This is a genomic window from Bacillus sp. PS108 (assembly GCF_037963335.1).
Lineage (GTDB): Bacteria > Bacillota > Bacilli > Bacillales > Bacillaceae > Bacillus > Bacillus subtilis.
This window is the reverse complement of record NZ_CP150155.1, coordinates 3,982,140-3,997,114: the sequence shown is the minus strand read 5'-3', so window position 1 is coordinate 3,997,114 and position 14,975 is coordinate 3,982,140. Positions and strand designations below refer to the sequence as shown.

At 45.0% G+C, this 14,975-nt stretch carries 17 protein-coding genes and 1 pseudogene; 15 read left to right on the top strand and 3 right to left on the bottom strand.

What is annotated here, in order from left to right; translation table 11 throughout:
- Positions 1-6: 6 nt before the first annotated feature.
- From NSQ16_RS20750 to NSQ16_RS20715, 8 genes are all read left to right on the top strand, one after another.
- Positions 7-876: a sugar phosphate isomerase/epimerase gene (locus tag NSQ16_RS20750; protein ID WP_015250852.1), complete on the top strand. Its 870-nt coding sequence runs from the start codon at positions 7-9 to the stop codon at positions 874-876.
- Positions 877-961: 85 nt separating this feature from the next.
- Positions 962-1,798, top strand: a complete 837-nt coding sequence (iolI, locus tag NSQ16_RS20745) for a 2-keto-myo-inositol isomerase (RefSeq protein ID WP_134983167.1) — start codon at positions 962-964, stop codon at positions 1,796-1,798.
- Between the two features lie 20 nt (positions 1,799-1,818).
- Positions 1,819-2,691, top strand: coding sequence for a 6-phospho-5-dehydro-2-deoxy-D-gluconate aldolase (iolJ, locus tag NSQ16_RS20740; RefSeq protein ID WP_160221918.1), 873 nt, complete (start codon positions 1,819-1,821; stop codon positions 2,689-2,691).
- 107 nt (positions 2,692-2,798) lie between these two features.
- Positions 2,799-3,488: a two-component system response regulator YxdJ gene (gene yxdJ, locus NSQ16_RS20735; protein ID WP_003243527.1), complete on the top strand. Its 690-nt coding sequence runs from the start codon at positions 2,799-2,801 to the stop codon at positions 3,486-3,488.
- On the top strand, positions 3,485-4,462 hold the full coding sequence (gene yxdK / locus NSQ16_RS20730) for a two-component system sensor histidine kinase YxdK (protein WP_015385109.1): 978 nt from the start codon (positions 3,485-3,487) through the stop codon (positions 4,460-4,462). The genes yxdJ and yxdK overlap by 4 nt, the downstream gene beginning before the upstream one ends.
- 143 nt (positions 4,463-4,605) lie before the next feature.
- A complete protein-coding gene (gene yxdL, locus NSQ16_RS20725) occupies positions 4,606-5,379 on the top strand; it encodes an ABC transporter ATP-binding protein YxdL (RefSeq protein WP_003243557.1) in 774 nt (257 codons plus the stop codon).
- On the top strand, positions 5,354-7,222 hold the full coding sequence (yxdM, locus tag NSQ16_RS20720; RefSeq protein ID WP_069703574.1) for an ABC transporter permease YxdM: 1,869 nt from the start codon (positions 5,354-5,356) through the stop codon (positions 7,220-7,222). The genes yxdL and yxdM overlap by 26 nt, the downstream gene beginning before the upstream one ends.
- A gap of 13 nt (positions 7,223-7,235) precedes the next feature.
- Entirely contained in the window at positions 7,236-7,583 is a 348-nt protein-coding gene (locus tag NSQ16_RS20715) for a YxeA family protein (protein ID WP_003227084.1), read from the top strand.
- Between the two features lie 40 nt (positions 7,584-7,623).
- On the opposite strand, the gene NSQ16_RS20710 is transcribed toward NSQ16_RS20715, so the two are convergent.
- Positions 7,624-8,589 carry an iron-hydroxamate ABC transporter substrate-binding protein gene (locus NSQ16_RS20710; protein WP_032676946.1) on the bottom strand — a complete coding sequence of 322 codons (966 nt, stop codon included), beginning with the start codon at positions 8,587-8,589 and terminating at the stop codon, positions 7,624-7,626.
- Between the two features lie 177 nt (positions 8,590-8,766).
- On the opposite strand from NSQ16_RS20710, the gene NSQ16_RS20705 reads away from it, so the two are divergent.
- Positions 8,767-9,165, top strand: coding sequence for a hypothetical protein (locus NSQ16_RS20705; RefSeq protein ID WP_003227087.1), 399 nt, complete (start codon positions 8,767-8,769; stop codon positions 9,163-9,165).
- A 43-nt stretch (positions 9,166-9,208) separates the two neighbouring features.
- Here the strand turns inward: NSQ16_RS20705 and NSQ16_RS20700 are convergent, their stop codons facing one another.
- Positions 9,209-9,562: a hypothetical protein gene (locus NSQ16_RS20700; RefSeq protein ID WP_003236356.1), complete on the bottom strand. Its 354-nt coding sequence runs from the start codon at positions 9,560-9,562 to the stop codon at positions 9,209-9,211.
- 247 nt (positions 9,563-9,809) lie between these two features.
- Positions 9,810-10,175: an inner spore coat protein CotNE gene (cotNE, locus tag NSQ16_RS20695; protein ID WP_003227093.1), complete on the bottom strand. Its 366-nt coding sequence runs from the start codon at positions 10,173-10,175 to the stop codon at positions 9,810-9,812.
- Positions 10,176-10,265: 90 nt separating this feature from the next.
- Between cotNE and NSQ16_RS20690 the strand changes: the two genes are divergently transcribed.
- The 6 genes and pseudogenes from NSQ16_RS20690 (at position 10,266) to NSQ16_RS20665 (ending at position 14,966) form a co-directional block, all read left to right on the top strand.
- The gene (locus NSQ16_RS20690; RefSeq protein WP_003227095.1) at positions 10,266-10,700 is read left to right on the top strand and encodes a DUF3255 family protein; all 435 of its coding nucleotides are present in this window, start codon (positions 10,266-10,268) and stop codon (positions 10,698-10,700) included.
- Entirely contained in the window at positions 10,681-11,238 is a 558-nt protein-coding gene (locus tag NSQ16_RS20685) for a hypothetical protein (RefSeq protein ID WP_003227097.1), read from the top strand. Before NSQ16_RS20690 ends, NSQ16_RS20685 begins: the two co-directional genes overlap by 20 nt.
- Positions 11,239-11,277: 39 nt before the next feature.
- On the top strand, positions 11,278-12,090 hold the full coding sequence (gene yidA, locus NSQ16_RS20680) for a sugar-phosphatase (RefSeq protein ID WP_003227099.1): 813 nt from the start codon (positions 11,278-11,280) through the stop codon (positions 12,088-12,090).
- 155 nt (positions 12,091-12,245) lie between these two features.
- Positions 12,246-13,232 (top strand): penicillin V amidase, encoded by a 987-nt coding sequence (yxeI, locus tag NSQ16_RS20675; protein ID WP_029726152.1) that lies wholly within the window; start codon positions 12,246-12,248, stop codon positions 13,230-13,232.
- A pseudogene (locus tag NSQ16_RS20670) lies at positions 13,219-13,455 on the top strand (hypothetical protein). Before yxeI ends, NSQ16_RS20670 begins: the two are co-directional and overlap by 14 nt.
- 185 nt (positions 13,456-13,640) lie before the next feature.
- Positions 13,641-14,966, top strand: a complete 1,326-nt coding sequence (locus tag NSQ16_RS20665; protein ID WP_003227105.1) for an LLM class flavin-dependent oxidoreductase — start codon at positions 13,641-13,643, stop codon at positions 14,964-14,966.
- The last annotated feature ends 9 nt before the right edge of the window (positions 14,967-14,975 follow it).

Sequence of the window (14,975 nt, the reverse complement as noted above, 5' to 3'; positions counted from 1 at the left end):
GAAAATATGAAGTTAGCATTGGATCCATCCATGTATCGTGATGATTTAACTTTAGAGGAAACGGTCTATAAAACGGCGGAGCTTGGCTATGAATATATCGAATTGTCTCCGCGCGAGGATTTTTGCCCGTTTTATAAATATCCGAAAGTCGATTCAGCAAAGATCAAACAATTAAAGCGCCTTTTAAGAGATACAGGTGTTAAGCTTTCATCGCTTCTTCCTCTTTACCACTGGGCGGGTCCTGATGAAGACCGCCGGCAGGCAGCGGTGCGCAATTGGAAACGGGCAATCGAAATTGCGGTTGAACTTGAAGTGGATTTGATGAACAGCGAATTCAGCGGTTCAAAATATGATCCTTTAACAAGTGAAGAAAAATTTATCAAATCCATGGATGAGCTTCTGCCAGTCTTTGAAAAAGAAGGTATTAAACTTAATCTTCAAGCCCACCCATACGATTTTATCGAAACGCACAAAGGTGCGATGGATATGATCCGCGCGCTTGACAAGGATTGGATCAATCTTGTCTACTCGACTGCGCATACGTTCTTCTATGATGACGGCAAAGGCGACATCGAGACCATGTTTGACGAAGCCGGCGACCGCCTCACACATGTTTTATTTGCAGATACCTATAATCATAAAGCGGCTCATGGTCTTCGCTATATCGTCAATCCGCCTGACGCGAAAGTAACGGTTCACCAGCATTTGGACATTGGTCAAGGCGAGGTTGATTTTGATACGATTTTCAGAAAACTGAGAGAGATGAAGTTCGACGGAATTGCGACGAATGCCGTATTTGCTTGGGTCGATGAAAGAGCGGATGAATCAAGCCGATTTATGCTTAAGAAAATGAAAGAAGAATTAGGTCTGGCATAAGCTGAGCATGGAGTTCGGCGGGATATGGCGACAGCCTTCCTGCCGAACTCCCTTCATATCTAAAACGCAGATGGGGGAGTCTGGCATGAAACTTTGTTTTAATGAAGCGACAACATTGGAAAACTCAAACCTTAAACAGGATTTAGAACTATGCGAAAAGCACGGCTATGATTATATTGAAATCCGCACAATGGATAAGCTGCCCGAGTACTTAAAAGATCATTCATTGGCAGATCTTGCGGAATATTTTCAAACCCATCACATCAAACCGCTTGCCCTAAACGCGCTTGTTTTCTTCAACAACCGTGATGAAAAGGGCCACAACGAGATCATCACTGAATTTAAAGGCATGATGGAAACATGCAAAACCCTCGGTGTGAAATATGTGGTGGCCGTTCCGCTTGTGACAGAGCAGAAGATTGTAAAAGAAGAGATCAAAAAGAGCAGTGTAGAGGTGCTGACTGAGCTGTCAGATATCGCGGAGCCGTACGGCGTAAAAATCGCGCTTGAATTTGTCGGCCATCCGCAATGTACGGTCAATACGTTTGAACAGGCGTATGAGATCGTAAACACAGTTAACCGTGACAATGTCGGGCTTGTCCTTGACAGTTTTCACTTCCATGCAATGGGTTCAAATATTGAGAGCTTAAAGCAGGCGGACGGAAAGAAAATCTTCATCTATCATATTGATGATACAGAAGATTTCCCAATCGGCTTTTTAACAGATGAGGATCGTGTATGGCCGGGACAAGGGGCAATTGACTTAGATGCCCACTTATCAGCACTGAAGGAAATTGGCTTCTCTGATGTTGTATCGGTTGAGCTCTTCCGGCCTGAATACTATAAGCTGACTGCTGAGGAAGCCATTCAAACAGCAAAAAAAACAACGGTTGATGTTGTATCAAAATACTTCAGCATGTAATGGATAAAGGAGGGATGAATATGGCTTTTGTATCGATGAAAGAGCTTCTTGAAGATGCAAAGCGGGAGCAGTATGCGATCGGCCAGTTTAATATCAATGGTTTGCAGTGGACGAAGGCGATTTTGCAGGCGGCGCAAAAGGAGCAATCACCGGTCATCGCCGCGGCTTCCGATCGCCTGGTCGACTATTTAGGCGGATTTAAAACGATTGCTGCCATGGTAGGCGCGTTAATGGAGGACATGGCGATTACCGTTCCGGTCGTGCTTCATCTCGATCACGGCAGCAGTGCGGAACGCTGCAGACAGGCCATTGATGCCGGATTCAGCTCAGTGATGATTGACGGCTCCCATCAGCCGATTGACGAGAATATCTCGATGACAAAAGAAGTCACCGATTATGCCGCAAAACACGGCGTGTCAGTAGAAGCCGAAGTCGGCACGGTCGGCGGAATGGAAGACGGACTGGTCGGCGGGGTCCGCTATGCCGATATCACGGAATGTGAGCGGATCGTCAAAGAAACCAATATCGACGCGCTGGCCGCCGCCCTCGGCTCTGTACACGGCAAATATCAGGGTGAGCCGAATCTCGGATTTAAGGAAATGGAGGCTATCTCCCGCATGACTGATATTCCCCTCGTTCTTCACGGGGCATCCGGGATTCCGCAGGATCAGATCAAAAAAGCCATCACGCTCGGCCACGCGAAGATCAATATCAATACGGAATGTATGGTAGCGTGGACAGACGAAACACGCCGCATGTTTCAGGAAAACAGCGATCTGTACGAACCGCGCGGCTATTTGACACCCGGCATTGAAGCCGTGGAAGAGACAGTGCGAAGCAAAATGAGAGAGTTCGGATCAGCCGGTAAAGCAGCTAAGCAGCAGGTCGGCTAAAGAGACCAGAAACCGCCGAGATGGCGGTTTTTTTGTGCGGTGTTGCGTCCATACGCCCAAAACGATTATGATGATGGCAGCAGTGTAAGAAACGGGAGTGGTTCAGTTTGAATAAAATCATGATTGTGGAAGACAGTGAAGACATTCGCGGACTATTGCAGAATTACCTTGAAAAATACGGATATCAAACAGTGGTCGCCGCGGATTTTACAGCTGTTCTTGATGTCTTTTTGCGGGAAAAGCCCGATGTGGTGCTGCTTGATATCAATTTGCCGGCATATGACGGATATTATTGGTGCCGGCAGATCCGCCAGCACTCCACAAGCCCGATCATCTTTATTTCTGCCAGAAGCGGGGAAATGGATCAGGTGATGGCGATTGAAAATGGGGGAGACGATTATATCGAAAAACCGTTTTCTTATGATATTGTGCTGGCGAAAATCAAAAGCCAGATCCGGAGGGCGTACGGGGAGTACGCCGCAAAGCAGGGAGAGAAAGTGGTTGAATATGCCGGCGTCCAGCTCTTTGTGGAACGGTTTGAACTGCGTTTTCAGGATGAAAAAAGCGAGCTTTCTAAAAAAGAAAGCAAGCTTTTGGAAGTGCTGCTTGAGCGGGGAGAAAAGGTGACGAGTCGGGACCGTCTCATGGAAAAGACGTGGGACACCGACATATTCATCGATGATAATACACTTAACGTGTATATCACGCGGCTCAGAAAAAAACTGCGGGAGCTGAATGCGCCTGTTTCTATTGAAGCGGTGCGGGGCGAAGGCTACCAGCTGAGGGCGCAGTCATGAAGCTGTTTCTCCGGTCTCATGCAGTGCTGATTCTGCTTTTTCTCCTTCAAGGGCTGTTTGTCTTCTTTTATTACTGGTTTGCGGGTCTGCATTCTTTTTCTCACTTGTTTTACATATTGGGCGTGCAGCTTCTTATTTTGGCGGGTTATCTTGCCTATCGCTGGTACAAAGACCGCGGCGTGTATCATTGGCTCAGCTCGGGGCAGGAAGGGACGGATATCCCGTATCTCGGTTCTTCAGTGTTCTGTTCAGAGCTGTATGAAAAGCAGATGGAGCTGATCCGGCTGCAGCACCAGAAGCTCCATGAGACCGAAGCCAAGCTTGACGCGCGGGTGACGTATATGAATCAATGGGTGCACCAAGTAAAGACGCCGCTGTCGGTCATTAATTTAATCATTCAAGAAGAGGATGAGCCCGTTTTTGAACAAATCAAAAAAGAAGTCCGGCAGATTGAATTCGGGCTGGAGACGCTTCTTTATTCTTCAAGGCTCGACCTGTTTGAACGGGATTTTAAAATTGAAGCGGTTTCCCTATCCGAGCTTCTCCAATCAGTCATTCAAAGCTATAAACGATTTTTTATTCAATATCGCGTTTATCCGAAAATGAACGTTTGCGATGATCATCAGATTTACACCGATGCCAAATGGCTCAAATTTGCGATTGGCCAAGTGGTCACAAATGCGGTCAAGTATTCAGCGGGCAAGAGTGACAGACTTGAGCTGAATGTCTTCCGCGATGAAGACAGGACGGTGCTTGAAGTCAAAGATTACGGTGTCGGGATTCCCTCACAAGACATCAAGCGGGTGTTTGACCCTTATTACACGGGTGAAAACGGGCGGCGTTTCCAAGAATCTACGGGAATCGGCCTCCATCTCGTCAAAGAAATTACAGATAAGCTCAATCATACGGTGGACATCAGCTCGTCTCCCGGTGAAGGGACATCAGTTCGATTTTCATTTCTTACAAAAATGTAAGGCTGCGTTAAGAAAACAACATAGCCCGTTTTGTTTCCCCTTGATAACATGGATTTATGTCAAGGGGATTTTTATGTTGAACGTCCCGGCACTACATGAAAGCAGCCCAGATCAACAAGAATAAAACCATAAGGAGGATTTTCATGGCGAATATGCTTGAAGTCAAACATATAAATAAAACCTATAAAGGACAAGTGTCCTATCAAGCCTTAAAGCAAATTTCATTTTCAATAGAAGAAGGCGAGTTCACGGCGGTGATGGGGCCGTCCGGGTCCGGAAAAACAACGCTTTTGAATATCATTTCAACGATTGACCGTCCAGATTCAGGCGATATCCTGATTAACGGTGAAAACCCGCATCGCCTGAAGCGGACAAAGCTCGCTCATTTCCGCCGCAAGCAGCTCGGATTTGTGTTTCAGGATTTCAACCTTCTGGACACGCTGACGATCGGTGAAAATATCATGCTGCCGTTAACGCTTGAAAAAGAAGCGCCGTCTGTCATGGAAGAAAAACTGCACGGCATCGCGGCAAAGCTCGGTATCGAAAACCTGCTTAACAAGCGGACGTTTGAAGTATCCGGAGGCCAGCGCCAGCGGGCCGCCATCGCAAGAGCGGTCATTCATAAGCCGTCACTCATTCTGGCCGATGAACCAACTGGAAACCTTGATTCCAAAGCGACAAAAGACGTCATGGAAACGTTGCAGAGCCTGAATCGGGATGATCATGTCACGGCTTTGATGGTGACCCACGATCCGGTTTCGGCAAGCTACTGCCGCCGCGTCATCTTTATAAAAGACGGCGAATTGTTTAATGAGATTTACCGCGGGGAAAACCGCCAAGTCTTTTATGAACAAATTCTTGATGTGCTGTCTATGCTGGGGGGAAACGCAAATGACCTTTCTTCAGTTCGCTTATAAAAACGTCACGAGAAACAAAAGGGCCTATCTTGCATTCTTTTTAAGCAGCGCCTTTTCCGTTTTGATTTTCTTTACCTTTGCGATGTTCCTGTTTCATCCGGCATTAAAGGAAGGCTACCTGAATAACATCGCCAAAAAAGGCTTAACCGCCGCGGAATGGATGATCTTTGTTTTTTCTTTCTTATTTGTTCTGTATTCGGTTAATGCATTTTTGAAATCGAGAAATAAAGAATTCGGCATTCTGCTCATGCAGGGCATCACGCCGGGGCAGCTGAGAAAGCTCATTACAGCGGAAAATATGATCATCGGCGTCATGTCAATTGCAGCCGGCATTATCGGAGGATTCATTTTTTCAAAGACGTTCTTTACGGTCGGCGCTTATATTTTAGAAATGGACGCGCTGCCTTTGTATATGCCTTGGAAAGCGCTCGGTATTACGGCCTGCGGATTTCTGCTCTTATTTTTCTTTTTATCGCAGTTTACGATCCTTTTTGTCAGATCAAATACGGTTATCAAATTAATAAAGGGCACTGACAAGATTAAGCCGGAGCCTAAGCCGTCCGTGCTTCTGTCCTTATTCGGCATCGCCTGTCTGTGCGGCGGGTACGGTATGGTCCTTAAAGGCAATGTCCACGGGGCCGAACCGTTTATCATTTTACTGCTCACCGTCATCGGAACATATTTCTTTTTCAGCCAAAGCAGCATATGGATTCTGCGCGCGCTGAAGAAGTGGAAAACCTTTTATCTGCGCGGGAAAAATGTCATTTGGGTTTCTGACCTTGTCTATCGTCTAAAAGACAACGCCCGCCTGTTCTTTATTGTCAGCATTATTTCCGCGGTTGCGTTTACTGCGACAGGCGTGCTCGCAATGTACAAATCGACCGTCGGAGCGGAAGAGTCCGCTTATGAAATGGAGTATTTATCTTACAGCAACAATCCAAAAGAACAGACTCATTTGAAAGATATTGACCATGAATTGAAAACACACGGCTTTACGTATAAGAAAGACAAAATAGATGTTTCCTATGTTCGCTATCAGGAAGGAGAAACTGTTCCCCCTGTTTACATGATCAGCAAATCGGATGTATCAAAATACTTCCATGTTAAGCTGAGCGGCCTGAAAAATGATGAGGCTGTCTATTTCCCGGGCACGTATGACCGCAATTTCAAAAACGAAGCGCCGGATCAGCTGAAGCTGCTGAACCAAAAAGGGGAGCTGTCTGATCAAAAACTGTCGGTAAAAGAAGTCAAAAAACCGCTGATCTCATTGAATGCTATCATCGCGGTGAATGATCAAACCTTTGATCAGCTGAAATCACTCGGTGATCAAGCGTCATTATACGGCTACAGCTATGATCATTGGAAAGACAGTCTTGAGATCAGCCAATCCTTGCAAAATGAGATTTACGGCAATTATATCGACGTGCATTCTGATTTTGCTTCAAAAGCCGGGACTTACTATGATACGGTGCAGCTGCCGAGCCTGAGTTTATTTATCGGCCTGTTTATCGCAATTGTATTCTTTGTCGCGGCAGCAAGTTTCTTATATTTCAGGCTGTTCACTGATTTAGATGAAGACCGGGAGCGCTACCGTTCACTGGCCAAAATCGGTCTGAGTGAGCGAGAAATGGCACAAAGCGTGACAATACAATTGGCCATTCTTTTCTTCTTTCCATTTGTCATTGCCGTCATGCATACACTGTTTGCCTTGAGAACATTGGCTGTGGAAGGCTATTCTGATGTCGCGGGGCCGCTCAGTCTCACCATCGGAGGGTTTTTCATTTTTCAGCTTCTATTCTTCCTCGCGGTGCGGTCAAGCTATTTGAAAAAAATGAACAAGTAAGGGGAGTGCAAAGATGAAAAAAGCAATGGCAATCCTGGCCGTCTTGGCGGCTGCTGCCGTAATATGCGGGCTTCTCTTTTTTCATAACGATGTTACAGACAGATTTAATCCGTTTATTCACCAGCAAGATGTCTATGTTCAGATTGATCGAGATGGCAGACATCTTAGTCCGGGCGGTACTGAATATACATTAGACGGATATAATGCATCCGGAAAAAAAGAAGAAGTGACCTTTTTCGCCGGCAAAGAGCTTCGGAAGAACGCGTATTTGAAGGTGAAGGCGAAAGGAAAGTATGTCGAGACTTGGGAAGAAGTCAAGTTTGAAGATATGCCGGACTCCGTACAATCAAAATTAAAGTGAATCATAAAAAACGGCACAGCGTCATGACTGTGCCGTTTTTTTATTTTTTATTTTCTTCGGCCCGTTTGATCAGCATGTCGGTGATGATATCCACCTGTTTGCTGACAGAAATCGGGTCGTACGGGTAGAACGTGTCAAAGTCATTGATAAACACGCGATTATGTTTAACAGCATCAAGGTTTTTCCAAATAGAGGAATTCTCCAGCTTGTCGAGTGTTTTGCTTTCGCCTTTCGGGTTGTAATCCGTAATGAACATATAATCTGCGGCATACTCAGGAATAACCTCTTGAGAGAGCTGTTTCATCTCTCCATTTTTGATGACATCTTGCTCAATTTTTTCAGGCGCTTTTAACCCAAGTGCATTGTATACAGCTTGGCCGCCGCGTCCGCCATTGTCATTGAACACCCAGAATTCGCCCTTGTCTGTGTTTTCATAAATGCCGAAGGTCGCATCTTTGTCAATGACGCCGGCAATTTTCTTTTTAGCTGCTTCCGCTTTTTTGTTAAAGTCAGCCATAACGGATTTTGCTTTGTCTTTCGATCCGGCGATATCTCCGAACATGCTGACTGTATCTTCTACGTTTTTCGCTGTGTTATAAGGTATGACAACAGTCGGAGCGATTTTCTTTAATTTATCAACATTCTCTTCATTCATGACAACAATTAAGTCAGGCTGAAGCTCCATCACTTTTTCAACGCTTATTGGATCACCAACATCCTTCACATTTTTCAGCTTTGATTTTAAAAACGGATTATCAAATGACCATGAGCCTGAGCCGACCACATTGGCCCCGACAGACAGCAATTCACCGGCATAAAAATCAGTGACGATGCGTTTCGGATGTGCAGGAATGTTGACGTTCCCTTTTGGTGATTTGTATGTTCTCACTTCTGTTTTTTCGGAAGCAGAATCGCTTGAGCTCCCTTTAGAAGCCGTGCCGCTGCAAGCGCTGACAAACATGAGAAGCAGCACAAACATGCCCACGAGCAATATGTTCTTTTTCATCAAGAACCCTCCCACTATGTATCTCAATAGATTAGTAATGATTATCATTATCAATTAATAATATAGCAAGAAACCTGTTCCCCGTCTATCACTATTTTTAAGGGAGAAAGTTTTTCCCGTTTATGGGTGACGCGGTATGCCTAATCGATTATTATAGGTAAATAGGAGGAGAAAAATATGGGAATTACAAAAAGAGGTTCCGCTTGGGAATGGCTGCATAGCTGGTGGATGCTGTTTATTTTCATGCCTTTTGCCATTACCAGTTTTTTTGCCTTTTTATTTATTGGCATCAAGGTTAGAAATAGAAAGTGGATCATGTACGGCATCATTTATTTTTTCATTTTTGCGTTTGGTTTTGTTTTGCCCGATCTGCCCGGTGTTTTTATTGTGGTCCCGTTATGGGCGGTGACCATTATTCATGGATTTAAAGTGCGCCCGCTGTATTTGATTCAGCTGGATGTCTACAAAGATCATGTGGAGGCGCGGGCTTTTGCCGAGGCAAGAAGTGAAGCCGAGAGCAGATTTCATGCACCGAAACAGTCTATTCAGGATATACATATTCGCAAAGAACAGTAAGAAAAAAAGCTCAACACTCGCATTGTGTTGAGCTTTTTATATGTTACTGCTGATAGGATTGCTGCTGAAATGGCGTGTTTTGGCCGAATGGAAGTGTAGACACATTCGTATTCATGACGCTGGATTGTCCAGTAAGTTCCTGTTGCATTTGGTTGCACATGTTGACAACCTGCTGGCACTTTTGAATCGCCATATCATGCCCGTGCAGTGCTTGCTGAATGGTATGTGCAGCTTGTTGTTCGTGGTTTAGAATCTGCTGCAGCATTTGGATGTTTTGCTGTTCCTGATGAAGCATTTGGCGATATTGCTGGCTGCTTTGCTGTGTTTGCTGAATGAGCTGCTGAGCAGTTTGGCGGCATTGGTTCAGCTGCTGCAAGCCGTGTTGTGTATTATGCATGAATGATCCCTCCATGTATCGATTGACGTGAGTCGGTATTATCATGCAACTTGAATGAAAAGAAATTCCGTCAAAGAGGAACTACAATTATTTTCCTCAGCCCCTCTATCTTTGAATGAAAACGGTAAAGATTGTATACTGGGTACAAACCCTTTTTATGTAAATGTTCCGTTTTAACATATAAGAAATGCGGAAAACGAAACCCTGAGATGGGAGAATCGTATTCCGCTTTTTTTCTTTGTTTCGCTCAGAAACCGCCTTCCCCTGCAGTAAATGGGATATTCAGCCGGTTTTCTACTGTACGGAGGCGCTGATTGAGCCGATTTAGGCGGCGTGTATGGCGTTCAACAGCCTGGCTTAGCTGATTGACCTGTTCGGCAATCCGTGCAATTTCCCGATTTTGACGGCGGTCTTCGTTTGTCAGCCGGGTTAATTCTCTTGACTGCTGTTCATTTTGCCGTTCAAGTGCTGCGATTCTTCTTTCCAATGCCGGCTGTCTATCCATTTGGTATGGATCGTATACATCCTGCTGCGGATAAGGATTGTACTCATAGTGGCTATAGTAAGGTTCCTGCTGAGGCAGCTGAGGGCTGTAATATTGATAAGGGTTCATTATGATCAATCTCCTTGTGGGTGAATTCCTTATAACTTATGTAGTCCTTGGCACAGTGGCACGGCATTCGCCCAAAAAAAGGAGGAAAGGATGGTGATCCCCTTGAGAAACAAATATGGCATTTTGTTTTTAATTGTTGTATGCATCATGGTATCGGGCTGCCAGCAGCAAAAAGAAGAGACGCCGTTTTATTACGGAACGTGGGATGAGGGGCTTGCCCCCGGGCCAACGGACGGCGTGAAATCAGCAACAGTCACATTTACCGAAGACGAGGTTGTGGAAACGGAAGTGATGGAAGGAAGAGGAGAGGTACAGCTGCCTTTTATGGCATACAAGGTGATTTCCCAAAGCACTGACGGGTCTATCGAGATTCAGTACCTCGGCCCCTATTATCCGCTCAAAAGCACGCTGAAAAGAGGAGAAAACGGGACGTTGATATGGAAGCAAAATGGACAGAGAAAAACGATGACGAGAATTGAATCAAAGACCGGCAGGGAGGAGAAAGATGAGAAATCAAAAAGCTGAAAGACTGGTGGCAGCGGGGCTTGTTTTACATATTATTCAGTGGATATTTATATTATGGGCTTTTCTCAAAGTCAAACATTTATTTAGTGACTATACGATCTATAACCCTAATGTCATCAGCGGCTCCATGCAGTCCTTATCGTTTATACAAATGATGCGCGCTATGATGTACTCAGGGGCAATCGTGAATTATGTATTGTTTTTTGCCCTTGTATGGCTGATTTATGGCATAGTGCTTCATGCCATCCTGATTGTTCTGGAAATGGCGGCTTACGTCATGATCAGGCGGAATCCATCATCTTCATGGGGGTTCTTTTTAATCGCTGCGGGTGTGAAGCTTGCCATCTTGAATATAACCGGCATTCCATTTTTAGCTGCCGGCTTTCTGCTGATGAAACAGAAAAAAGCAGAAAACGGCGTCAAGGCAGAAAGAAAGCGGAAACCGCGCTTGCGTATCCGAAGACAAGGGCGGCGTCTAAATAGAATTCGGAGAAAACCATCTCTTCCGGTTGAATATCAAAAAGAAAAAACGATATGATGGGACTATAGCCTGAAAACGACATGAAGGAGATGCAGGATGTACAAACTAATTGCAATTGATATGGATGGAACACTTTTAAATGATCATCATGAAGTAACAGAGGAGGTCCGCGACGCCCTTCACGCGGCAAAAGCGGAAGGTGTCAAAATTGTGCTTTGCACCGGCCGGCCTATCGGGGGTGTGCAGAGATATTTAGATGAACTGAATTTAATTGAAGAAGGCGACTATGTTATTGCGTATAATGGAGCACTTGTTCAAAATACGCATACAAATGAAGTGGTCTCGGAGCTGTCTCTCGGTTATGATGATTTGACTTCATTATATGACCTGAGTTTAGAGCTGAAGACGCCGATGCATTTCTTTGACTCATCTAATTTGTATACGCCTAACCGGGACATTAGCGAATTTACCGTATACGAATCCTATGTGACACAGGTGCCGCTTCATTTCCGCAAAATTGACGAGGTGCCAAAAGATATCCTCATCCCGAAAGTGATGTTTATTGATAAACCGGAGAACTTAAGCCGCGTCATTACATCGATTCCAAATGACGTGAGAGAAAAATATACAATGGTCAGAAGCGCGCCTTTCTTTTATGAAATTCTGCACTCGGAAGCCAGCAAAGGAAATGCTGTACGCCAGCTGGCTCAGCTGCTTGGAATTGAACAGGCGGAAGTCATGTGCATAGGCGACAACGGGAACGACCTGACAATGATCGAATGGGCGGGCTGCGGGGTTGCCATGGCAAACGCCATCCCAGAAGTATTGGAAGCCGCAAACTTTCAAACGCGCTCCAATAATGAACATGGTGTTGCGCATGCGATTCACGAGCTTGTTTTGGCTAAATAATAAAAAATCCAGCCTCTTAGAAGGCTGGATTTTTTCGTTTTATTTGATGTAATGTCAATTCTTTGACGAATCGATTTGACTTTCGTTATGCTGATAAAACCAATTCGTTCACAATATGTATGATATTAATCTGAATTGAAAAGGGGACTGATCAAATGTGCACAAGTCTTACATTGGAAACTGCTGACCGGAATCATTTATTAGCGAGAACAATGGATTTTGCATTTCAGCTGGGGACGGAGGTCATTCTCTATCCGCGCCGTTACAGCTGGAAGAGTGAAGCTGACGGAAAGGCCCATCAGACACAGTACGCGTTTATCGGTATGGGGAGAAAACTTGGAAATATATTATTTGCCGACGGCGTTAATGAAAGCGGTTTATCTTGTGCGGCGCTTTATTTTCCGGGCTATGCGGAGTACGAAAAAACGATACGGGAAGATACCGTTCACATTGCCCCGCATGAGTTTGTGACATGGGTGCTGTCAGTCTGTAAGTCTTTGGAAGACGTAAAAGAAAAGATTCGATCTTTAACGATTGTAGAGAAAAAATTAGATCTATTGGATACAGTTTTACCGCTTCACTGGATATTGTCAGACCGGACGGGCCGAAGCCTGACGATAGAACCGAGAGCAGACGGCCTCAAAGTCTATGATAATCAACCTGGTGTCATGACGAACAGCCCCGACTTTATATGGCATGTAACCAATCTGCAGCAATATACAGGAATCAGACCGAAGCAATTAGAGAGCAAAGAGATGGGCGGATTAGCCCTTTCCGCTTTTGGCCAAGGCTTAGGAACTGTTGGTCTGCCGGGGGATTATACACCGCCTTCCCGGTTTGTCAGAGCTGTTTATTTGAAAGAACATCTAGAGCCGGCGGCCGATGAAACGAAAGGTGTAACAGCCGCTTTTCAAATTTTGGCAAATATGACGATACCAAAGGGCGCAGTGATAACGGAAGAAGACGAAATTCATTATACGCAATATACTTCCGTGATGTGCAACGAAACTGGAAACTACTATTTCCACCACTATGACAATCGGCAAATCCAAAAAGTGAGTTTATTTCATGAAGACCTTGACTGTTTGGAGCCTAAAGTGTTTTCTGCTAAAGCAGAAGAGAGTATTCATGAGCTTAATTAATTCACATCAATCAGCTGATTCCGGTTTGAATATCTGGAGTCAGCTGTTTTTTTATACAATCGTTACGGCGTCTGAATGGATAGGCGGTTTGCAAAAGCGAAGAAAAGGAAGAAAAGGCAAAGGAAATGGCGAAATCTTATATGAAATTCTTGGATGAAAACTGAGTCTTTGCTTCATTAGACTCAGTTTTCTTGCCGATATAGAGGTTGCACTAGTTGAATGAATCAATGCCGTTCCATCATGGTCACGCAAGGGTCTTTTCGCTTGAATAGAAAAAATTAATCTTAACTCATTGACAAACGTCCAAGACAAAGGTACATTTTGATTTATTCATATTAAACGACTAGGAATATAGGAGTTTATTTTTCGGATTATTCAGCCTAAAAACATGATAAAAGGAGTATCGTCATGACAAGCAAAAAGAAACAAATCAAATTAGGGGTATTTTTAGCAGGTACAGGCCATCATGTTGCGTCTTGGCGGCACCCGGACGCGCCCTCAGATGCGAGCATGAATTTGGATTATTTTAAAGAGCTTGCGAAAACAGCGGAGCGGGGCAAGCTGGATATGCTGTTTTTAGCGGACAGCCTTTCAATTGACAGCAAATCACATCCAAATGTATTAACAAGGTTTGAGCCATTCACCCTGCTCTCTGCTTTGGCGCAGGTCACATCAAAAATCGGACTGACAGCAACAGCCTCCACTACATACAGCGAGCCATTCCATATTGCCAGACAGTTTGCGTCATTGGATCATCTCTCCAATGGCCGTGCCGGATGGAACGTCGTCACTTCATCTATTGAATCAACAGCACTGAATTTCAGCGGTGAAAAGCACCTTGAACACCATTTGCGCTATCAGCGGGCAGAGGAATTTGTCGAGGTTGTAAAGGGGCTTTGGGATTCATGGGAAGAGGACGCCTTTATCCGTAATAAAGAAACGGGTGAATTCTTTGACAAAGAAAAAATGCACGAGCTGAATCACAAAGGAGAATATTTCTCGGTTCGCGGACCTCTGAACGTTTCAAGAACCCCGCAGGGCCAGCCGGTCATTATCCAGGCAGGATCATCAGGAGACGGAAAAGCGCTGGCTGCCAAAACAGCCGAAGTGATCTTCACAGCACAAAACCACCTGGAATCAGCTCAAGAATTTTATCAATCCATTAAAGAACAGGCTGCGGAATTCGGACGTGATCCAGAAAAAATTGCCATCATGCCGGGTATTTTCCCAATCATTGCCGATACAGAAGAAGCAGCGCAAGCCAAATACAAGGAGCTTCAAGATCTAATTATCCCATCTGTCGGTCTGCAAATTCTCCAAAATTACTTAGGCGGAATTGATTTGTCGGCATATCCGCTTGATGGGCCGCTGCCGAAGCTTGACGCAGAAGCTTCCAATGCGGTGAAGAGCCGCTTCAAGCTTGTTCAGGAGATGGCTGAACGTGACAATATGACGATACGAGAGCTTTACAAATACGTTGCAGGCTCCAGAGGCCACCATATCTTTGTCGGCACGCCGGAGCAGCTCGCCGACAAGATGCAGGAATGGGTGGATACGAAAGCGTGTGACGGGTTTAACATCATGCCTCCGCTTCTTCCAGAAGGAATTGAAGTGTTTGTTGATCAAGTGGTTCCGATTTTACAGGAGCGCGGCGTGTTCAGAAAAGAATATGAAGGCACAACATTACGAGAGCACTTCGGTTTGGAAAAGCCGGTAAACCGCTATGCAAAGTAAGGAGGAACG